The organism is Salinicola halophyticus, from assembly GCF_003206695.1.
Classification (GTDB): Bacteria; Pseudomonadota; Gammaproteobacteria; order Pseudomonadales; family Halomonadaceae; genus Salinicola; species Salinicola halophyticus.
Map to the genome: position 1 here is coordinate 24,315 of NZ_PZJN01000014.1, position 21,331 is coordinate 45,645.

General features: G+C 60.9%; 18 protein-coding genes. 6 read left to right on the forward strand and 12 right to left on the reverse strand.

Features of this window, described 5'->3' with window-relative positions; genetic code table 11:
- Positions 1-425: 425 nt before the first annotated feature.
- From ku (DOM58_RS16880) to DOM58_RS17545, 4 genes are all read right to left on the reverse strand, one after another.
- The gene (gene ku, locus DOM58_RS16880) at positions 426-1,595 is read right to left on the reverse strand and encodes a non-homologous end joining protein Ku (protein WP_110693844.1); all 1,170 of its coding nucleotides are present in this window, start codon (positions 1,593-1,595) and stop codon (positions 426-428) included.
- Positions 1,588-2,361: a non-homologous end joining protein Ku gene (gene ku / locus DOM58_RS16885; protein WP_110693845.1), complete on the reverse strand. Its 774-nt coding sequence runs from the start codon at positions 2,359-2,361 to the stop codon at positions 1,588-1,590. Before ku (DOM58_RS16885) ends, ku (DOM58_RS16880) begins: the two co-directional genes overlap by 8 nt.
- Before the next feature lie 62 nt (positions 2,362-2,423).
- On the reverse strand, positions 2,424-5,159 hold the full coding sequence (gene ligD, locus DOM58_RS16890) for a DNA ligase D (RefSeq protein ID WP_157957575.1): 2,736 nt from the start codon (positions 5,157-5,159) through the stop codon (positions 2,424-2,426).
- Between the two features lie 76 nt (positions 5,160-5,235).
- Positions 5,236-5,532, reverse strand: a complete 297-nt coding sequence (locus DOM58_RS17545) for a hypothetical protein (protein ID WP_157957576.1) — start codon at positions 5,530-5,532, stop codon at positions 5,236-5,238.
- Positions 5,533-6,142: 610 nt separating this feature from the next.
- Between DOM58_RS17545 and DOM58_RS16900 the strand changes: the two genes are divergently transcribed.
- The 3 genes from DOM58_RS16900 (at position 6,143) to DOM58_RS16910 (ending at position 10,913) form a co-directional block, all read left to right on the forward strand.
- Positions 6,143-6,967 (forward strand): manganese catalase family protein, encoded by an 825-nt coding sequence (locus tag DOM58_RS16900; RefSeq protein ID WP_110693848.1) that lies wholly within the window; start codon positions 6,143-6,145, stop codon positions 6,965-6,967.
- A gap of 193 nt (positions 6,968-7,160) precedes the next feature.
- Positions 7,161-8,393, forward strand: a complete 1,233-nt coding sequence (locus DOM58_RS16905) for an acetate/propionate family kinase (protein ID WP_110693849.1) — start codon at positions 7,161-7,163, stop codon at positions 8,391-8,393.
- 96 nt (positions 8,394-8,489) lie between these two features.
- On the forward strand, positions 8,490-10,913 hold the full coding sequence (locus DOM58_RS16910; RefSeq protein WP_110693850.1) for a phosphoketolase family protein: 2,424 nt from the start codon (positions 8,490-8,492) through the stop codon (positions 10,911-10,913).
- A gap of 16 nt (positions 10,914-10,929) precedes the next feature.
- Here the strand turns inward: DOM58_RS16910 and DOM58_RS16915 are convergent, their stop codons facing one another.
- The 3 genes from DOM58_RS16915 to DOM58_RS16925 form a co-directional block, all read right to left on the reverse strand.
- Positions 10,930-11,679: a cytochrome c oxidase assembly protein gene (locus DOM58_RS16915; RefSeq protein WP_157957577.1), complete on the reverse strand. Its 750-nt coding sequence runs from the start codon at positions 11,677-11,679 to the stop codon at positions 10,930-10,932.
- Positions 11,676-12,155 carry a DUF2243 domain-containing protein gene (locus tag DOM58_RS16920; RefSeq protein WP_110693852.1) on the reverse strand — a complete coding sequence of 160 codons (480 nt, stop codon included), beginning with the start codon at positions 12,153-12,155 and terminating at the stop codon, positions 11,676-11,678. The genes DOM58_RS16915 and DOM58_RS16920 overlap by 4 nt, the downstream gene beginning before the upstream one ends.
- Positions 12,156-12,578: 423 nt before the next feature.
- Positions 12,579-12,845: a hypothetical protein gene (locus DOM58_RS16925; RefSeq protein ID WP_110693853.1), complete on the reverse strand. Its 267-nt coding sequence runs from the start codon at positions 12,843-12,845 to the stop codon at positions 12,579-12,581.
- A gap of 988 nt (positions 12,846-13,833) precedes the next feature.
- Between DOM58_RS16925 and DOM58_RS16930 the strand changes: the two genes are divergently transcribed.
- From DOM58_RS16930 to DOM58_RS16940, 3 genes are all read left to right on the forward strand, one after another.
- Positions 13,834-14,670: a Crp/Fnr family transcriptional regulator gene (locus DOM58_RS16930; RefSeq protein ID WP_157957578.1), complete on the forward strand. Its 837-nt coding sequence runs from the start codon at positions 13,834-13,836 to the stop codon at positions 14,668-14,670.
- A gap of 147 nt (positions 14,671-14,817) precedes the next feature.
- Positions 14,818-15,141 (forward strand): hypothetical protein, encoded by a 324-nt coding sequence (locus DOM58_RS16935; protein ID WP_110693855.1) that lies wholly within the window; start codon positions 14,818-14,820, stop codon positions 15,139-15,141.
- A 141-nt stretch (positions 15,142-15,282) separates the two neighbouring features.
- Positions 15,283-16,101, forward strand: coding sequence for an MBL fold metallo-hydrolase (locus DOM58_RS16940; protein ID WP_110693856.1), 819 nt, complete (start codon positions 15,283-15,285; stop codon positions 16,099-16,101).
- A gap of 9 nt (positions 16,102-16,110) precedes the next feature.
- Here DOM58_RS16940 and DOM58_RS16945 read toward each other — a convergent pair whose 3' ends face one another.
- From DOM58_RS16945 to DOM58_RS16965, 5 genes are all read right to left on the reverse strand, one after another.
- Positions 16,111-17,421 (reverse strand): arsenic transporter, encoded by a 1,311-nt coding sequence (locus DOM58_RS16945; protein ID WP_110693857.1) that lies wholly within the window; start codon positions 17,419-17,421, stop codon positions 16,111-16,113.
- A gap of 81 nt (positions 17,422-17,502) precedes the next feature.
- Entirely contained in the window at positions 17,503-18,255 is a 753-nt protein-coding gene (arsH, locus tag DOM58_RS16950; protein WP_245392319.1) for an arsenical resistance protein ArsH, read from the reverse strand.
- Between the two features lie 7 nt (positions 18,256-18,262).
- On the reverse strand, positions 18,263-18,679 hold the full coding sequence (gene arsC, locus DOM58_RS16955; protein ID WP_110693859.1) for an arsenate reductase (glutaredoxin): 417 nt from the start codon (positions 18,677-18,679) through the stop codon (positions 18,263-18,265).
- Between the two features lie 7 nt (positions 18,680-18,686).
- Positions 18,687-19,064 (reverse strand): ArsR/SmtB family transcription factor, encoded by a 378-nt coding sequence (locus DOM58_RS16960; RefSeq protein WP_110693860.1) that lies wholly within the window; start codon positions 19,062-19,064, stop codon positions 18,687-18,689.
- Positions 19,065-19,350: 286 nt separating this feature from the next.
- Positions 19,351-21,306 (reverse strand): tripartite tricarboxylate transporter permease, encoded by a 1,956-nt coding sequence (locus DOM58_RS16965; protein WP_110693861.1) that lies wholly within the window; start codon positions 21,304-21,306, stop codon positions 19,351-19,353.
- Positions 21,307-21,331: the final 25 nt, after the last annotated feature.

Here is a 21,331-nt window from a genome sequence, read left to right on the forward strand (position 1 = left end):
CCTCAGGCGAATGGAACTGGTCTCGGCAGGCCGGAAGTTCTCCGGGGGGAAATTCACTTCATGCCGCGAGACGCTCTATCGGCAGGCGTACAACAAAGCTTAATTTTATTTAGCTATCTTGGCGTAAAACTTTTCCTATGGGTACAGTAACTCCTCATATCCCCCACTAGAAATTCGTTATTAAAAATATTATATATCAGATGGTTACCAAATAACTCGCCTCCCGTTCCGTCAGGAAAAATCTCTACAGAACTGCGGTTTTCAAATCGAGGACGGTATGAATTTACTCGTACTTTTATCCTACAAAAAAACCATGACGTACAAGATTTCGACAGCCCCGAATGCTCTCGGCAAAGCCGTAGAGGCAGTTGCGGGGCTGCCGTAAAGAGCCCCAAGCGCCGGATGAGGCCACTGTGCTCCGAGTTTCAGCTGCGGTGGCCTAACGCCTCGATCAGCTGCCTCTTGTTCATGCCGCTGCGCCCTTCAATCTTGCGCTGCTGCGCCAGCTCGTAGAGCGCCTCACGGGAAAGCCGGGAAAGATCGGATTTGCGGGCCTTGGCTGACTTCGTCGCCTTGACGGATTTGGCAGTCGTCCCGGACTTGTCAGACGTTTTAGATCCGGCGGACTTGGCAGCGGCTTTACCGCCTTTTCCCTCGTCGGTTTTCTTCCCCGCCGGTTCGATCCGACCCCGCTTGAGGCTGCGCTTGAGCACCTGCATCAGATCGATGACTTCGGCGCCCTCTTCGTTTTCGTCGCCCTCGTTCCCTGCCTGGGCGCGAGTCGATTCGATCGGCGCGATGTCCTGACGACGCCGACGCTTCTGGCGTACGCGTTTCTTGAGCGCTTCGATGTGCGGGTCGATCAACTCGTCGGGGTCGAAATGCTTGGCGTTGAGCTTGTCCATCGCCTGATGAATCTGCCGCTCACGTTTGGCATCCGGTTCACCCGGCGCTTTCAGTCCGATGCTCTGCGGCGTGCGCAGCTCGTCGTGGAAGCGCAGCGCCTCGGCACGCAGGATGCCGTTTTCGGCGATGATCGCCACCAGCACCTCGCGCCCGCGCATCACCAGCGTGGCGATACCCGCCCGCCCGGCATTTTCCATCGCCGCCGCCAGCAGCCGATAAGGCTTGAGTGCGCCGCTGCCGCGATTCGAACGGGAATCCGGCACCAGAAAGTAGGCGCGTCGAAAATAGAGCGGGTCGAGCTCGTCCAGCGCGACGAACCGGCTCAGCTCGATCTCGCGCCGATGTTCGAGCGTGGCGTCCTCGATCTCCTGGTCCTCGACGACCACGTAGCGGTCCTCTTCGACCTCGATGCCCCGTGCCAGCTCGCTCGACTTGAGCGGCTTGCGCCCGGTCTCGCTGAAGAAGCGTCGGGACAGCGGCCTGCCCTGGTCGTCGACCTCTTTCAGCGTGATGTCTCGCGCGTGTTGGGCGGGGTAAAGCCCCACCGGGAGACTGACCAGCCCGAAGGCGATGGTGCCGGACCAGAATGGGCGCGGCCCGCGGAAGCCGCTGTCGTGATGGTGCTGCTTGTCCGGCGCCGAGGTTTCCGGCTTCGATGTTTTCGACTTTGTCGTCTTCGACTTAGGCACGTTTGCGCTCCTGGGCCAGGCTGGCCTTGAGCGACGAGGCGATATCGTCGGACGGCTCCTGCCGACGGCGACGCTTGACCTTGACTCGCTTGCCGTTGCGTTTGGCCTCCACCAGCGCTTCCAGCCGCTGACGATATTCGTCCTGATAGGTTTCCGGCTCGAATTCGGCGGCGTACATCTCGACCAGATCGGTCGCCATCTTCACTTCGCCGGCGTTCAGCTTGTCACCGCCGGGCGGGTCGAGGGCATCGGCATCGACGACCTCGTCGAGATGGCGCAAGGTGATCAGCACCGGATGGCCGTCGTAGTCACGTAGCGCACCGACATAGGCCTTGTGGCGCATCACCCAGTGGACCAGGCCTTCCCGCCCGCTGCTGGCGAGCGCGGCGGCGAAAGCGTCGAACGTGTCGTCGTCGCCATCCGGCCCGAGAAAGTAGGGGCGCTGATACCACTGGTTATCGATCGCGCCTGCCGGTAGAAAGTGCATCACCTCGATATCCCGCGAGGGGGCCGGCGCCAGTTCGTCGAGCTCCTCGGTGTCGAACAGGATGCGATCCTGCTTGTCGATGACGGCCTTGTGCCGGTCGTCGAGCGATACGGTCTTACCGCTCTGGGGCTCGATCATCGCCTGATGCACGGGGCGCTGCCGGCGCCGGTCGAGCAGGCGAAAATGGACGTTGCGGTCGCTGACCGCCGTGTAGAGCTTGACCGGCACTCGCTCTTCGCCAAAACCGATGACACCTTTCCAGACCGCGCGAGCGCTCATTTTTCTGTTCTCCTCACCGCTCTCTCCCACTCGAACATTCTGATCAACATCCCCTCAGCCCTTCAGATTTCCATTCCGGCATCGCGGCAGCGCTTCTTGGTCAGTCGCTGGCGGGCGTCGTCGAAGCCCGCCCACGGATCCTGTTTCAGTGACGACAGCCGGCGGGGCAGGTTGGTCAACGTGTACTGATCGGCGCTCAGCTTCGGCCCCAGATCCTCCCAGCGAATGGGCGTCGCCACCGGCGCACCGGGTCTGGCACGGACCGAGTAGGAAGCCACCGCCGTGGCGCCGCGGCCGTTGCGCAGGTAGTCGAGAAACACCTTGCCGCGGCGAGCCTGCTTGGACATGTTGAGCGTCAGCTGATCGGGATGACGCTCGGCGCAGCGTTCGCACACGGCTTCGGCGAAGCCCTTGGCGGTCTCCCAGTCGGCATGCGGTTTGAGCGGGACAACCAGGTGCAGACCCTTGCCGCCGGTGGTGCGCAGAAACGCGGTGAGTTCGAGTTCGAAAAGCGTCTGGCGCAGCTCGCGGGCGACGTCGATGACCGCCTGCCACTTGCAGTCCGGTGCCGGGTCGAGATCGAACACCAACTGATCGGGCCGCTCGAGATCGTCGACACGGCTGTTCCAGAGGTGAAATTCGACGGTTCCCATCTGCACCAGCGCCACCAGATCGGCGGCACTGCGCGCATAGAGATAGTCGTGCTTGCCGGATTTTTCAGCGATCGCCACGCTCGGCAGATCGTCCGGCATGGTGTCGCTGGGATGCTTCTGGACGAAACACTCCTTGCCGATACCGCCAGGGCAACGCAGCAGCGTCAACGGTCGCTTGGCGAGCCCGGGCAGTATCCACTCGGCTTGCTCGGCATAGAATTCGGCCAGCGCCCGCTTGGTGATGCCTTCGTCCTCGAACAGCACCCGATCGGGATGCGTCAGCCGAATGCCCTCGATCTCGACATCGCCGCCGCTGGATTGCGTCCGGTTCGAACGCTTTGGGGCGGAAGATTCACTCGCTTTCTCGCTCATGGACGGCTCCGTCGCTCGTTGCTGGCTCAGCCGAATATCCTGGGGATCGCGATCCTCGCGCAGGCCGCGAAAGCGCGGATGGCGCAGGCGCCAATCATTGGTCCATTCGCTGAAATTGACGTCGATCACACGCTTGGGCGTGACCCAGTGGCTGCTGGCCAGATCGGGAATATCCCGCTCGATGAAAGGCGAAGTCTTGCGCGGCGCCCGCGCCAGTTCCCGCTGCCACTCGGCGAGCTGAGCGTGGGAGAATCCGGCGCCGACCCGGCCGCAGTAGCGCAGCTTGCCGTCGTCGTCGTAGGCGCCGATGAGCAGCGAACCGAAGCCATAGCGCGAGCCTTGCGGATCGGTATAACCGCCGACCACGAACTCGGCCTGACTCTCGGTCTTGGTCTTGAGCCAGTCCCGATTGCGGCGTCCGCGATAGAGGGAATCGGCGCGCTTGGAAACGATTCCTTCCAGGCCCTGGCGGCTCGCGTGTTCGAAGAATGCGCCGCCCTCGCCCTCGATATGATCGGTATAGCGCAGCTGGCCACGATTGCCGATCTTCACCGCGTCACAGGTCTGCGCCAACAGCGCCTTGCGATCGCGCAGCGCGACGTCGTCGAGCGCCATACCCTCGAACCCGAGGCCGTCGAGATAGCGCAGATCGAAGATCTGATACACCAGCCCGGCGGTCTTCTCTTCGCTCAGCGCCCCCTGCAGGCGCCGGAAGTCGCTAATACCGTCGCGTCTCAGCGCGACGACCTCGCCGTCGAACAGCGCCTTTTCCACTGGCAGCGCTTCGATCGCCTCGGCGATCTCCGGAAAGCGGTCCCGCCAGTCGTGACCGTTGCGCGTCAGCAGGCTCACCTTGCCGCGGTCGAGCCGCGCCAGAATGCGATAGCCGTCGAACTTGATCTCGTGGAACCAGTCATCATCGGCCGGCGCCTCGTCGACCAGCGTGGCCAGCTGCGCTGAAGGCCGGGCCGGGAGGCTCGCCTTGCGCGCGCCCTCGAGCTGAGCGGGATCGATCTTGACGGCCCGCGCCGTGCGGCTACTACTCGAACTCGAACGCTTACCCCCGGTCGAGCGCTCGCCCCCGGCTTTCGCTGAGGTTTTTGACGATGAGGATCGGGAAGATGGGGACTTCGTTGACGACGAGCTCTTTGAAGAAGACTTCGGCGCCGAGTCTTTTGATGAAGAGCCTGTCGATGAAGAGGATGGGGACTTCCCTTCGGCGATCTCCGTCATGCGCCGATTCGAAGCCACGCTGACGTCATCCAGACTGTCGGGAACATGGGCGTCGGCGTCGGCGTCGTCGTGGCGCTTGATCATCAGCCACTGTTTACCGTCCTCTCGTTTTCCGCCGCTTCCTCGGCCACTCATGCGCTTGAGCGTCCAGGCGCCCTTGAGCTTGGCGCCGTCGAGCGCGAAATCGATCTGGCCGTCGTCGTGCTTGCCGGTCACCCGCCATTCGCCACGATCCCAGATCATCACCGTACCGGCACCGTAGCCATCGGGGATTACACCTTCGAAGTCACCGTAGTCGAGCGGGTGATCTTCGACCTGAACCGCCAGGTGTTTCTCGCCGGGCTCGAGACTGGGCCCCTTGGGCAAGGCCCAACTCCGTAGCACGCCATCCTCTTCCAACCTCAGGTCGTAGTGCAGATGACTGGCGTCATGTTTGTGGATCACGAAGCTCGACTGCGAACGCTTCCTGCCGCGTTTGCCGCGAGGTTCCGGCGAGCGCGAAAAGTCACGCTTGCGGCGGTAGGTTTCGAGGTCAGCCATCCGTTGCTCCCACGATGATCCTGCGAATCGATAGTCTTCAGCGTAGCCAATGCCCCACCCCGCGCCAGACGCTCTTTCACGACTTGCGACGGAGTCGACAAACCGGCGCATCCTCACTGCCATAGACGGCGACGAGACGAAGCTCAATCGCCTCGAGATCGATGTCATCTGCCAGATTGGAATTCTTCGGGGGGATGCCTTGGGAGTGCAAAACGCTTTCGACAATCTCTTCGAAAATCCCGGCAGGGTTGAAACTTCCCGGCGCCATCAGTCCCTGCCGAGTGGTTTCCACCAATCGGAAAGATTCCATACATTTAACCTCTTCGATATCAATGAGGCTGGCGGTATAATGCCCCTTTTCAGGGTGCAGCATAGCGATGACATGCTCGATAAAAAAATCGCTTCCTGGCTCATGTTGCTAATGACGCAATGCGCCTAAAATGCCTTCCCGCCGCCACGGTTTACGATGATCTTGGGCTGACGCCACTTTCGGAAATTGAGGAAGAATATCTGAGCGTAAAACAGCAATACTAGGAGCGTACTGAAGCTGGCCATTGCCGTAATCGCCTGGCCATTATTGGTTACCGTTTCATGATTGGCGGGTTCCGCTGCCCATGATCTTCAGACTCCCTCGCGTCCAGCGTCGACTTCTACTAACCCGAAAGGCATAGATAGATCCCGTCAAGCGAGGGAAATCAGAAACGTTATCCTGGGTTAACGATTTCACTTTCTCCTGATGACAGCGCCAGTATTGATCGTGTAAAAAACTCAGCCCGAAAACGATCAGATGATAGAATTTTTATATATTACCGTTGTGAGCTTCCCTATAACGAATGTTGATTACCGCCCCTGGATCGCCTTCTTCGATACAAATAAATACCAAAATAGTCGCCCTGTTTAATCTGAATCAGTAGCGCCTTTTCCAAAGCGAACTAGCTTCAGTGAGCACGGAGCCACTTCTTCAATCAGGTAGGGAGACACCCATGTTTCAACATTCATCGAAGCTTCAGTATCCGGTCAAGGTAGACAAGCCCGATCCGCAGTTCGCCATGCTGCTGCAGCAGGCGATCGGTGGGGTCGAAGGCGAAATCCGCGTTGCCATGCAGTACTTCTTCCAGGCGATGGGCGCGCGTGGCGATGACCGCATTCGCGACCTGCTGATGTCCACGGCCACCGAGGAGCTTTCTCATATCGAGATGCTCGGCCACGCCGTCGCCTTGAATCTTGAGGGGGCGCCGGTCTCCTATCAGGAAGAGTCGGCCAAGGATCCGATCATCAACGCGATTCTCGGCGGCGCCAACCCGCGTCACCTGCTCTCTTCCGGCCTTTCCGCCATGCCGGTCAATGCCAACGGCGTGCCGTTCGACATGAGCCACGTCTATGCAACCGGCAATATCGCCGCGGACATGATGGCCAACGTCGCCGCGGAGTCCGGGGGGCGCGTACTGGCCTCGCGTCTATATAACTGGACCAGCGACAAGGGCATGAAAGACTTTCTTTCGTTCTTGATCGCGCGCGATACCTACCACCAGCAGCAGTGGTTGGCGGTCATCGAGGAACTGGGCGGTCTCGAGAAGAATCTGCCGATCCCCAACTCCACGCCTGAAGCTCACGAGGCGATGGAGCATTCCTACTACTACCTCAACACGCTGACCGATAAGGAAGCCCCGGTGGGACGCTGGAATCAGGGTCCGTCGCTGGATGGCAGAGGCGAGTACTCGACGCGGCAGAAGCCGGAACCCGAAGGCCAGGAACCCTCTCTGGGCAAGGCTCGCGAAGGCTCCGGCGCTCAGAAAGAGCAGATGTAAGCCGAGGCTACCGACCGCTGCGAGCCAGTAGCGATAACGACGGGTCTCGAGATATCGAGGCCCGTTCTCGTTTGAAGGGTGGCCCAAGGTGGACCACGCTTTGAATGATCAGGCCGAAGCTAGGACCTCGGCCATTCTACCGCCTGCTGTTTCCAGTGGCGGGTTGTGAGAATGAAACAGGGACGACGATCTCATGGCAGCGTCACAGTCGCACATCATCGCGCTCAATGCCGGCTCCTCCAGCATCAAGCTTTCGCTCTATCGCCTTAGTACCGGGAGCGATGCTGATCCTGATGAGTCCGAAAGCGCCGCACCCGAGCTGGTTGCCCATGCCCAGGTCGAGGAGATCGGCGAGTCGCCCCATCTCACCGCCGAGCTCGCCGACGGCACCCGCTTTCTCGACGAAACGCCCGGCGATGACGAGATTGCGGATCATGATCACGCCTACGCCCGGTTGCGCGAGGCGCTCGACGAGCAGTTCGGCGAGCTCGCGCTGGTCGCGGTGGGCCATCGCATCGTCCATGGCGGAGACCTCTTTCCCGCGCCGGTGGCGATCGACAATGACGTTCGCGACAAGATCGCGGCGCTATCGCCGATGGCGCCGTTGCATCAGCCGCATCATCTGGAAGGCATCGACGCCGTCAGCCGATTCGCCCCTGAGACGCTGCAGGTCGCCTGTTTCGATACCAGCTTCCATCTCGACATGCCCCGCGTCGCGCAATTGACCGGCCTGCCCTACGCGTTCTTCGAACGCGGCATTCGCCGTTTTGGTTTTCACGGCCTGTCGTACGAGTACATCGCCGGCCGGCTGCCGGAGATAGATCCGCGGTTGGCCGAGGGCCGTACCGTGGTCGCGCATCTGGGTAACGGCGCCAGCCTCTGTGCACTGCAGGCGGGCAGCAGTATCGACACCTCCATGAGCTTCACCGCGCTCGATGGGCTACCGATGGGTACGCGCTCGGGGGCGCTCGACCCGGGCGTCCTGCTCTATCTCGAGCAGCAGCTCGGTTATTCGAGCGAGGATCTCCAGTCGCTGCTCTATCACGATGCCGGATTGATCGGGATCTCGGGTATTTCCAGCGACATGCAGACCCTGCTGGAGAGCGACTCGCCTCGCGCCCGGCTGGCGATCGATTTTTTTGTCTACCGGGTGGCCCAGGAAGTCGGACGCATGGCGGTCAGCCTGGGCGGAGTCGATGGCCTGGTGTTCACCGCCGGCATCGGTGAGCACGCCGCGCCGATTCGTCAGGCGGTGGTCGAGCGACTGGCGGGACTCTTGCCGGTGACGCTCGACGAGGCGGCCAACCGTGGCGACGAGCCGGGACGTATCTCGACGCCGGAGAGCGCCGTCGCCGTCCATGTCGTCGCCACCGACGAAGAGGCGATGATCGCTCGCCATACCTGGCGCCTGTGGCAGTCGCGCTGACGTCCGCGGTTGCCGTCAGGCGCCGATAGTCGAGCGTCCCGATCCTACCTCGGCCCGTCGCCGTTTCACTCACTCAATCGATTCAGGAGCGCCCTCATGACCGGACCCACGACCCAGCCGATTCTGCCTGTCGAAAAGGACGAGGAGACGCTGAAGCGGATCGATCACTGGTGGCGAGCCGCGAACTATCTGGCAGTGGGCCAGATTTATCTCATCGACAACCCTCTGCTCGAAACGCCGCTGCAGCTCGAACACATCAAGCCGCGTCTGCTCGGCCACTGGGGTACGGTGCCGGGGCTCAATCTGATCTACGCGCACCTCAACGCGCAGATCCGGCGGCGCGATCTCGACGTGATCTTTCTCGCCGGCCCGGGCCACGGGGGGCCGGCGATGCTCGCCAACGTCTGGCTCGAGAACAGCTACAGCGAACACTTTTCGCATGTGACCCGCGATGCCGAAGGCATGAAGCAGTTGTTCCGCCAGTTCTCGACGCCGGGCGGGGTGCCCAGCCACGTCAGCGTGCCGACACCGGGGTCGATCCACGAAGGCGGCGAGCTGGGTTACGTGTTGACTCACGCCTTCGGGGCGGTGTTCGACAATCCGAGGCTGATCGCGACGGCGGTCGTCGGTGACGGCGAAGCGGAGACCGGTCCGCTGGAAGGCTCATGGAAGGGCGTCAACTATCTCAACCCGGTGCGGGATGGCGCGGTGCTGCCGATTCTGCATCTCAACGGCTACAAGATCGGTTCGCCGACGGTCCTCGCCCGCAAGAGCGACGAAGAGCTGGATCATTATTTTCGCGGCCACGGCTATGCGCCGATCTTTGTCGAAGGCAACAATCCGGCAGTCGTTCATCGCGATTTCGCCGCCGCGCTGACCGATGTGCTCGACCAGATCCACGAAATCCAGCAGCAGGCGCGACAGGACGGCATCGAGCGCCGGCCGGTATGGCCGATGATCGTGCTGCGCACGCCCAAGGGCTGGACCGGGCCGAAGTTCGTCGACGGCGTGGCCGTGGAAGGCACGTTTCGTGCGCATCAGGTGCCGATGAGTGGCCTGAAGGCGCATCCCGAGCGTCTGCAACAGCTGCAACACTGGATGCAGTCCTATCAGCCAGAGGAGCTCTTCGACGAGCAGGGCACGCCACGAGAATCCATCCTCGCCCTCTGCCCCGTCGGTGAACGGCGCATGGGGTCCAACCCGCATGCCAACGGCGGCAAGCTGCGCCAGCCGCTCCAATATCGGTCACTCGAGACCTACGCCGTCGAGTTCGACGAGGCGCAGCGGGGTCGCGAGCTTCACGGCTCCACCGAGCGCCTTGGCCAGTTCATGCGTGATATCTACGTCGACAATCCGCACAACTTCCGGCTGTTCTGCCCCGACGAGGTCAACTCCAATCGACTGGGTGCGGTGCTGGAGGTTACCGATCGCTGCTTCATGGGACCATTCGAGGACAACGACGAGCAGCTCTCCATGGAGGGCCGCATGCTCGAGGTGCTGAGCGAGCATAACTGCAACGGCTGGCTCGAAGGCTACGTGCTGACCGGCCGTCATGGTCTGTTCGCCAGCTACGAAGCCTTCGTCTCGATCATCGATTCAATGGCGATTCAGCATGCCAAGTGGCTGGAGCACGCCCGCGAGGTCTCCTGGCGCGTCTCGATACCCTCGATGAACTACCTGCTCACCTCGACCTGCTGGCGCAACGATCACAACGGCTTCAGCCATCAGGGGCCGGGCTTCATCGACACCTTGCTGAGCAAACAGCCGCAGGTGGTACGGATCTACCTGCCGCCGGATGCCAACACGCTGCTGGCGACCGCCCAGCACTGCTTCGACAGCGTCGATCACCTCAATGCGATCGTGATCGACAAGCACCCTCAGCTGCAGTATCTGACGATGGATGAAGCCCGCGAACACTGTCGCGAAGGTCTCGGCATCTGGGAGTGGGCCAGCAATAGCGGCAAAGCGGAGCCGGATATCGTGATGGCGTGCGCCGGCGATACCGCCACCCAGGAAACCCTGGCAGCGGTGGACATCCTGCGCACCTATCTGCCGTCGCTGAAAGTCCGCGTGGTCAATGTGGTCGATATCATGACGCTACGCTTGGACCATCCGCACGGGATCAGCCAGGAACATTTCGTCGAGCTGTTCACGGCCGAGCGCCCGGTGGTCTTCGCCTTCCACGGCTTCCGTGGCGTGGTCCATCAACTGATTCACAATCGCCCCGATACCGAACGTTTCCACGTCCGCGGCTATCAGGAAGAGGGAACCACCACCACGCCGTTCGACATGACGGTCCTCAATCACATGAGCCGCATGCATCTGGCGCTGGATGCCCTGCGCTATCTGCCGGAGCAGTGGGAGAACGCCATTGAACTCATCGAGGATCTGCAGGCGTTACTGCAGAAACATCACCGCTATATTCGTGAGCATCTCGACGATATCCCGGAGATTACCCAGTGGGTCTGGTCGGGCGGCAAGATCGAACTTCCATTGGATCAGAGCGATTGGGAGCGATGATGCCCTATTGGGCGTTTCAGGAAGTTATCGATGCCGGTGTTTCCCGATAGCGGGAACGCAGCCATTGACGTGCCAGCACATAGACGAGCAGCGCTTCCGGCAGCTCGCCGGCATAGAACATCAGTTCGGCGCCCTGGCGCACCTGCTCCAGAGGAACCGAGGCCGGAAAGTGGAACTGGAACATCCACTTGGAAAGCATGGCGTGGGCCGCCATCGACACCACCAGTACCGCGAAGCGCCATTCGAGGGCCGGCCGCTGCGGCGCCGGGTCCGGCCCCGCGATCGCCCAGCTGAACAGGCATCCCGCGATGATGAAATGCCAGTGAAGCCACAGGGCGAACCCGGGCGAGTGGAGCATGACGGCGTACAGATCCGTGAGGTAGAGCGCCATCAGGCCACCGACGTTCAATACCGCCGCCGTGATCGGATGACTCAATATCCGCATGGGCAGTGACGACACGAACCCGACCCAGCGTCTTCCCCAGCGAGCAGGCACGTTCTTCAACGCCAGCGTGACCGGCGCCGCCATCACTAGCCCCAGCGGGGCGATCATCCCGGCAACAAGATGCACCACCATATGGCCGCGAAAATCCCCGTGCGCCCAGTGCATCAGCGGCGGCGACAGCACGATGCCGATCGCGAGCGCGCTGCCGCAGAAGAGCACCAGGCGCCAGCGTGGCCACGCGCGGCCACGCGTCTTCAGCCGCCACCAGCCCCAGCCGTAGAGCCCGGCCAGCAGCCCGAAGACCAGCGTGAAGCCGTTCACCGCTGACTCATCGCCTCGCCGTGTCGGGCGCGACGTAGCAGCCAGTAGCCGATGGCCAACAGCAACAGGCCGGCGGCGTTCCAGCCGATATCGTAGATCAGCAGGTTGTCGACGTAGCGCACCTGATGCAGCCCCAGGATCTTGTGGTCGACGATGCCGTCAAACAGCTGAAACCCGCCCATGCCCAGCAGGAAACCGGCCCCGCGGTAACCGGCAGCGTGCTGCCCGGTCTCGTGTAGGCGCAGCATCAGCGCCGCGCCGGAGACCAGCAGTACCAGCTCCAGCGTGTGCAGCAGCCCGTCCGAAGCAAGCGCCAAGGCCGAGCTGTCGGTCTCGACGAAATGGTGCCAGGCCAACAGTTGGTGAAAGATGATCTCGTCCAGCGCCGCCATCACGCCGATCCCCAAGAGAACCGCCGCCAGCAGCGTCGCCCCGACACGAGTCCGAACCCGATTCTTTCCATTGCTGCCGTTCATGCCGACCTCCCTTTTCCTGCGCCATCGGTTCTATGCACCATCGGTAAAACCGTCATTCCCCACTTCGTGCAAGCGGGAGCGCCCGCTACTAGCCACGGTTTACCAGAATCCATTATTCTTCGAACCCGACGAAAAGGACCCGATGAAAAGGGCCCGGTGAAAAGAACCTGACGAAAAAAACCCGACCTGTGGGCCGGGTTTAGATCGTTGCGTTTCCTTGCATACTCTTCATGGCTTCCTGCCATGCATCCCTGTGAATATCGCTTCCCGCGATTTCCTTCCTTGGCACTACGTCTTCCTGACGCTGTACAAGCACTCTACGCCTCAAAGCCGCTGATAAAGCTTATCTAAGTTAAGTATCCCCAACAGATATGTATCGAGATGTAAGTAGCGATATCGCGTTTCGCCCTTAGCCCCGTACGGTCACTGAATTGACCCGCATCTGTCATCGAATTGCGACCCACTGCCGATAGAGCTGCACCAGTCCTGCGCCATGCGCCTGGCAGTGAAGCGTTCCAGAAACGCTTCACGGACCCGCTTCCGATCCAACCGCCGCACGCGCTTCACGGCTTCCGCCGCCTCTGCCTGGGAGTCGACGACGAATCCGCTGACGCCCCCGATCTTGTCGGGCAGCGCGACGATGCCGATTTCCCGCTCGGGGCCGTCGAACAGCGAAGGATCGGCCGTCATGACACTAACCGGCGGGAAAAAACTCCCGAATGATGGCCATGGTGCGACGCGCATGGCCATTGCCCTAATGATGCACGAAAAAGCTGAGGGGTCTTTTCATGACACGTGCCTTGTGCTGAATTTCCGCCGGCGATGTTCCGGGTTACTACTCCACCGAGCCGATGGCGAAGTCCGGTCACCTGCCCACTCTCTACGAGTCTTCCGCGATGGCTTTCCGTGCCATGTCTCATCAAGACTCGTGGGGGGACCGAGCCAAATCACTTTACGCCCGGCTTTGACTCCCAGCACTTCAAGCAGGTTAAGAAGCAGGTGGTTTCACACGTTCCATCACGCCTGAAGCCGCTAAGCCGTAAATAAATATGTAAATTTATGCAATATCAACACAGATTAATTTTAGTCGAAAAGCCCTCTAGAAATCAGAGCGCTTGCTACCCCAAAGGGTCTTTTCAATCGTTTGCCAATATCCTGGGTTAGTTTTACTAAAAACGCGATATTTTTAAAAGATGTCAATAATAACAGCAGCTTGCAATTAAGTATGGTGAGGCTCTCGGAAGCTCAAAATCGGGCCGCAATTTACGGCTAGTTTCGACAACGTTTTGTAACATCAACCGTTAGACATTTCCCCACGAGCAACTAGCTTTAAGACAAATGAATCGCTGATCCCGTCGATCAGAAGCCCCCCGGGGGGTCATCGAAGTGAAAACCCATGTCACATCACACTGAACTTTTCGCATAAATTATTCACCCTATTTCACTCCGGCGCTACGGCATCCAGTTGACTTAAATACCGATCTTCGACTTTTTCCTTCACCCATTCTTTTGGTTGCGGGACCGTTAAGATAAGCACACCAGGGCGAATCGACTAGTTGTATTCAATATTTTTAATGAGATGCCTAGCACTTTATCGTCTGAAAAAGATCTGGCGTCAATCAGTCGGTGCGAGCTTGCGCAAGAAATGCTCTGCCGTTTTCTCCCAAGGAAGCAAAACATGTCTTCGTATTCAATGAGCATGGATATCAACCTGCAGAAAGGCCACTGCTTGCAGGATAAGAACCGCGTTTCACTGAATGGACAATCCTGGTTTGTTTACTCGATCTATTTCGACATTCTGTCTCGACATGCTCCTTTAACGCGGTCGGAAAGAGAGGCGCTCCGTGGGGTGCAGCAGACTCCCAGAAGAGTCAAGCGAGGCGGGGTCATCAAGAGCGAGAATTGCCATCAAGGTTCGCTTCTTGCGATACAGGATGGTTGGGCATACTCGTCTCGTTTGACACGGGAAGGCGATCGAAAAATCATCGATCTCTATCTGCCCGGTGACATCATCGGCATGAGAGATTATTACCAGGGTGGCGGCGTCGAACAGATCGTCATGTTGACCGAAGGTTTGATCATTCCCGCCGCTAAAAACAAGATCGACGAGGCCATGGAGGGTAGTTCGAATCTGGCTCGTGCTTTTCTGTCACTCGCCATGTACCAGAGCCATCTCATGGCGGATCGTCTCAACAATCTTATCAATCACGATGCCACGACGCGGATCGCCTATTTTATCCTCGAGCTGCACACCAGGCTGAATAGGACAGATCGGGACGCGCGCGAAGTCTTTCTCCCTCTCTCTCAGCAGGTCATCGGCGATCTACTGGGCATGACCAATGTTCACGTCTGCCGCTGCCTGAATCAGCTGGAGCTTATGGGTCTGCTCAGTCGACACAGGGAGAGCCGAATTCTCGAGATATTGGACTACAAAAAGCTAGTCGATATCGCGCGTTTCAACACCGCCTATACGCATCACCTGCCGAAACTCTCCCAAGTCGCGGCGCCTCATTGAGCGTTAGTGGCCAGCTTCATCGATGAACGTGCGAATGACAGGCGCATGACGATATGAACGTCAAATTTATGTCCGAGTACGGTACGTAACTGACTTCCGCATTTGGCGGGCTTTCAATCTCAATTCAGTCCCAACTCGAGAGACGACATGATGAGCGATATTTCAAAAAGCGCCAGGAAGCCAAACCAGGAGAGTGACAAGGCCAGACAGGCCATGCAGAAAGACACGCCCTCCAGCGAAGCCGGTAGTCAGCCAAACCCCGGTCAATCAAGCCACGAAGAGCCGAAGCCTTATCGTCCCGACGAAAACGTGGACAACCAGAAATCGATGCATTCGCGGAAAGAGCCTGGCCATAACAACGCCATGGACAAGACGCCCGTTCCCGGGGCGCAGCTGACCAGGGAGAAAAAGGCTCACAAGGATAATATCGATAAGGAATCCGACAATTCGAACCCCAAGGCCAGCGGCTGACTCGCCGAGCACTGTCGGTATAAAAGGTTATTCACTGGACGATGTTGACGCTTTCGTGTGCGACGTCCTCGCGAATCACCTTGGCATCCCCGCCCTGGCAAATCAGTCTTTGCCCCCAGTCCGACTGGCACAGGAAAACTCATGAGAGAGGAAACGCGGCAATCTCTGGCTTCGGGACTGACATCGGTCAGACACAATCAAACCCTGCCGGTAGCGCCTGATGTCACCCAGCTGACGCTGAAGTTCGTCAACGTCTGCTTCATCGCCGAGCCCAGCCGGCAACGCTGGGTGCTGATCGATACCGCCCTCCCCCGGCAGGAAAGCCAGATCGTTGCCTGGGCCGAGAGGATCTTCGGCAACCTGCCCCCGGCGGCCATCATCCTGACACATGGCCACTTCGATCACGTCGGCTCGGCAATGGCATTGAGCCGGCATTGGCAGGTGCCGTTGTACGCCCACACGCTGGAATTCCCTTATCTGACGGGCGCGAAGCCGTACCCGCCCGCCGATGCGTCAGCCGGAGGCGGTGCCATTTCGCAACTCTCCCCGATATTTCCGCGCGGCCCTTTCCACCTCGAAGACGTCTTGTCACCGCTCCCCGAGGATGGGTCGGTACCCGGACTGGCATCGTGGCGCTGGATACCCACGCCGGGGCACACGCCCGGCCATGTTTCATTGTTCAGAGAAGAGGACAGAACATTGGTCGCGGGTGATGCCTTCGTGACCGTCCAGCAGGAATCGCTTCATCAGGTCGTCCTTCAGCGCGCCAGGCTCAGCGGCCCGCCGCGATACTTCACCCAGGACTGGGAGCAGGCTCTCGAATCGATCCGTCGTCTCGCTGCGCTGAAGCCCGCGGTAGTAACGGCAGGCCACGGCCCACCGATCGGTGGCGCCCTGCTAACCAATGGATTGGCGCATATGATCGATCACTTCCACGTTGACCACATGCCCAAGCGCTAATCGTGGCAATTAAGATCGTGGCAGTGCCGGCAACCACAGCGCCAGCGCGACTAGCGTCGCCAGCAGTACCGGCGGGGTGATCAAAAGGCCGATTTTCATGTACTGCCCCCAGCCGATCTTGTAGCCCTTGCCCGCCAGCACGTGCAGCCACAGCAGCGTCGCCAGGCTGCCGATGGGGGTAAACTTCGGCCCCAGGTCGTTGCCGATCACGTTGGCATAGACCATCAGCTCCTGGGTCACCGCCGGCACCTGGGCCCGGTCGATGGCCAGTGCCCCCACCAGCGTCGACGGCAGGTTGTTCATGATCGAGGCGACGATGGCGGAGAGAAACCCGGTTCCGATGGTAGCGACGAAGTCGCCCTGTCCGGCCAGCCACTGCAGCGCCCGGGCGCCGTAATCGGTCAGGCCGGCGTTGCCCAGCCCGTAGACCACCAGATACATGCCGATGGAGAACAGTACGATCTGCCACGGCGCGCCCTTGAGCGCCGCGGTGACCGACACGGCGGCGCCCTTGCCGCCCCGCCACCAGCGACCGGCGATCGCCATCAGCACGATAGCCGCGGCACCGGTGACGAAGGCGATGGGAATGCCCAGCGGCGCAGTGACGAAATAGGCGACGAGCAGAATTGCCAGCAGTGGAAAGGCGGCGCGGAAAATCAGCGAATCCTTGATCGCCGAGCGGGGGGCATCGAGCTCCGCCACCGAATAGCGCTTGGGAATCCGCCGGCCGAAGGCGATCCAGAGCACGATCAGCGTCGCCGCCAGCGACACCAGATTGACCGGCACCATGACCGCCGCGTAACGGTCGAAGGCGATATCGAAGTAGTTGGCGCTGACGATGTTGACCAGGTTGGAGATGATCAGCGGCAGGCTGGTGGTATCGGCGACGAAGCCGGTGGCGATGATGAACGCCAGCGCCGCCGGCGGCGAGAAGTCCAGCCGCAGCAGGATCGCGATCACGATCGGCGTCAGCAGCAGCGCCGCGCCGTCATTGGCGAAGAACGCCGCGATCACCGCGCCCAGCACCACCACCAGCGGGAACAGCAGATGCCCGCGGCCATTGCCCCAGCGGGCGACATGCAGCGCCGCCCAGGCGAAGAACCCGGCCTCGTCGAGAATCAGCGAGATGACGATCAGGGCGACGAAGGTAAACGTCGCATCCCAGACGATATCCCACACCACGCCGACATCGGACAGCCGCACCACGCCCGCCAGCAGTGCCACCAGCGCCCCGCCGAGAGCGCTCCAGCCAATTCCCAGCCCCTTGGGCTGCCAGATCACCAGAACCAGGGTGACGACGAAAATAGCCAGTGCCAGCATCGTATGACCGTGCCTCAGTGAGTGCTTTTAATGAGTGCTTTGTTAGCGCGTGCTTCTCGCACGTACTTCTAGTGAGTGCTTCTAGTGAGTGCCTTGATTGACGCGACGCGAAAGTTCTTCCGCGCTCTCCACCCGTTCGGAGTAACGATCGGTGAGATAGGCCGAGCGCCCCCGGGTCAGCCAGGTGAACTTAACGAGCTCCTCGCAGACATCGACGATACGCATGTAGAGCGGCGAAGGTTTCATGCGTCCGGCGTCGTCGAACTCGTTGAACGCCTTGGGCACGGAGGACTGGTTGGGGATCGTGATCATCCGCATCCAGCGCCCCAGAATTCGGAGCTGGTTGACCGCATTGAAGCTCTGGCTGCCGCCGGAGACTTCCATCACCGCCAGCGTCTTGCCCTGGGTGGGGCGAACGCCGCCCAGCGATAGCGGAATCCAGTCGACCTGCGCCTTCATCACGCCGGTCATGGCGCCATGACGCTCCGGGCTGACCCACAGCATGCCATCCGACCACTCGGCGAGATCGCGCAGTTCCTGCACCTTGGGGTGCTCGGCCTCGGCATCGTCCGGCAGCGGCAGACCGGAAGGATCGAAGGTTCGCACCTCGCAGCCGTACCAGCGCAGCAGTCGGCCCGCTTCCTCGGAGGCCAGCCGAGAAAAGGAGCGCTCCCGCAGGGAACCGTAGAGCACCAGGATTTTCGGCGGATGGCGCGGTTCATCGGCACCGATCAGCGCCTCGACGTCGATCGGCTGCAGCTTGTCGAGATCGATATTAGGCAGATCGCCAGCATCGACCGAACTCTTCGTTTCACGCGTGCTCATGTCACTCATGTCCCTTTCACTCACGCCCCGACGCCTCGGCATGTACGACTTCACCGTCTTCCTTGGTGAAGGTCGCCACCGGGTTGGCCAGCAGCGCCAGCACGCGCTCCGAAGGTCGGCACAGCCGGGCCCCCTTGTCGGTGACCACGATCGGCCGATTGATCAGGATCGGATGTGCCATCATCGCGTCGATCAACTGCTCATCGCGCAGAGCCGGGTCGTCGAGGCCAAGCTCGTCGAACGGCGTGCCCTTGCGGCGCAAAAGTTCGCGCGGGGTGAGACCAATCATCGAGATCAATTCGAGCAGACGCTCGCGAGTGGGCGGTGTCTCGAGATACTCGATCACCTCCGGCGTCTCGCCGGAGGCCTCGATCATCGCCAGCGTGTTGCGCGACGTGCCGCACGCGGGATTGTGATAGATCAACGGTTTCATGACGCCCTCACGGTTTGTTTTCGAGGTTCCGTTCGCCGCCCTGCTCGTCTTCAGCGGCGCAGCCACCCAGCGCCGACAGGAACGGTTCACAGACCTCCGGATGCCCGGCGCAGCAGTCGCGTACCAGAAACTGGATCGTCTCTTTCATGTGGGAGAGATCCGCGCGATAGATGATCGACCGACTCTGCCGACGCGACACCACCCAACCGGCCCGTGCCAGCACCGAAAGATGCGCCGACATCGTGTTGTGGGGCACGGATAGCTGACGCGCGATTTCGCCCGCCGGAAGCCCCTCGGGCTCGTGACGCACCAGCAGCCGATAGGCCTCGAGACGAGTCTCCTGAGACAACGCGGCAAAGCTCTGGGTAACGGTAGATATGTCCATGCGTCCGACATTATAGACATATCGTTGGCAATGGAAGACCTCGCGAACTGATTCGTCCGTGTGCCGTGAATTCACGCATCCCGGAACGATCACGGTCGGGGCCGCCAGCCAGACTCGGACCAATACGCTATCGCTGTTACACCGCTTGCCGAGGCCATCATGGCTTCAGGAACGTGAGGGCGTAGGCCTTTATTAACCCGTAACTCATCATCAACCAAAAACGGCACCTGCCCCGAGGCAGATGCCGAATCCATTCTTCCAATCCGTTTACCAAGCATGCGAGAAGCTAGAACAACATCGCGTCCAGCCAACCCGTGGGATAGTGCAGGTTCAACAGCGCCTGCATACCCAGCAGGAAGGCCCCGATACCGATGGCGATCAGCGCCGCCGCCGGCCAGCGTGCCTTGGCGACAAACCGGATGAAACCCAGCGTCATGAGGAACGCGGTGCTGATGAACCCGAGTAGCGATGCCACAACGACCAGGGCCAGCAGTCCGCCGAGCCAGACCAGCGGCTGGCCGATAGGCTGGCTGACCCAGGTCGCCTGCCCCTTCCACGCCTGGGCGCCAGCCAGCAATGCGCCGACGGCCATGATCGCGATGGCCAGCATCGGGAAGATGCCGCCGATCATCGACATGCCGCTGACGTCGTACCAGGCGCCAGCCGCCAGCGCGAGCATGCCCACGACCAGTACCAGGTCGATCTTGCCGAAGGTCGGCGCCGGCGTTTCGGCTGCCTGGTGATTGACGTCGGCACCCACCGCCAGCGGCCGCCGCCGTCGCTGAAACAACCGCTTGATCAGCGGAAAGGCAAACGCCAGCGCGGTCAATGCCAGGATGATGATGACACCGGGGCGAAGAAACGCCGACATGCCATGGAACTGCACGCTCTGATAGAAGTAGGTCTCTGCACCCGGCGCGAGCACGAAGCCAATCAGGAAAGCGGGACGGGACCAGCCGGCCTGCTTGAACAGTAGCCCGATCGCGCCGACGGCGACCAGCGTGTACCAGTCTCCCAGCGAACGGGTGGCCTGAAAGGCGGCGAACAGAATCAGCGTGGTGATCACCGGCGCCAGTAGCACGAACGGAATGCGCGTGATCTGGGAGACCGGACGCGCCAGCATCAGGCACAGCGCGGCACCGAGGATATTGGCCAGCGCCAGCGACCAGATAATGGTGTAAGTCAGATCCAGATGAGTGGTGATCATGCTCACCCCGGGCTCGAGTCCCAGCAGCAGCAGCCCGCCCAGAAAAATCGCCGCCGTGCCCGACCCCGGCACGCCGAACAGCAGCGTCGGCACCATGGCCCCGCAGGCACAGGCATTGTTGGCCGACTCCGGGGCGATGACGCCGCGAATGTCGCCCTGACCGAAATGTTTCTCGCCCTTGGTCGTCTTCGATGCGAACGCATAGGTGAGCCAGTCGACGACCGAGCCGGCGAGCCCGGGGATGGTGCCGATAAGGCTCCCCATGCCGGCACACTTGACGACCAGGCCGCGATTGTCGACGACGTCGCGAATGCCCTGACGCCATCCGTGTCCCAGCGAAGTCTGCTCCCGGGCAATGCTGCCGCGTCGAATAAGCAGATCGACGATCTCCGGCAACGCGAAGATCGCCAGGCCTACGACGATCAGCGGGATACCGTCGAACAGATACTCGACACCCAGGTTCAGACGAAACTCGCCGGTCGCCGGCGCCGTACCGATCGCCCCGGCCAGCAACCCCAGACCGCAGGCGGCCATGCCCTTGAACAGGCTATCGCCGGAGAGCACAGCGACCATGGCGAGACCCAACAGAGTCAGCACGAACAGCTCCGCCGATGAGAACGCCAGCACCAGCGGCCGCGCGACCAGAATGAATCCGGTCAGCACGATGGCGCCGATGACGCCGCCACACAGCGATGACAGGAAGGCGCTGGCCAGCGCCCGCGCCGCCTGACCTTTCTTGGCCAAAGGGAAGCCATCCATCACAGTGGCCTGGGAGGCGCTCGAACCTGGAATCCCCATGAGTACCGACGTGAACGTGTCCCCCGTGGGGATTACCGCGACCATGCCCATCAGCATGCCCAGCGCCAACCCCGGCTCCATGCCGTAGAGAAACGGCAACAGCAGCGCCATGCCGGCAATTCCGCCCAATCCGGGAATGATGCCGACCAGCAAGCCGATCATCACCCCCAGACCCATGTATATCAGATGCGAGGCACTGAAGACCCCGCCCAGACTTGCGACCAAGGCATCTATCATTGTGTTCTCTCCTCTACCGTCTCGG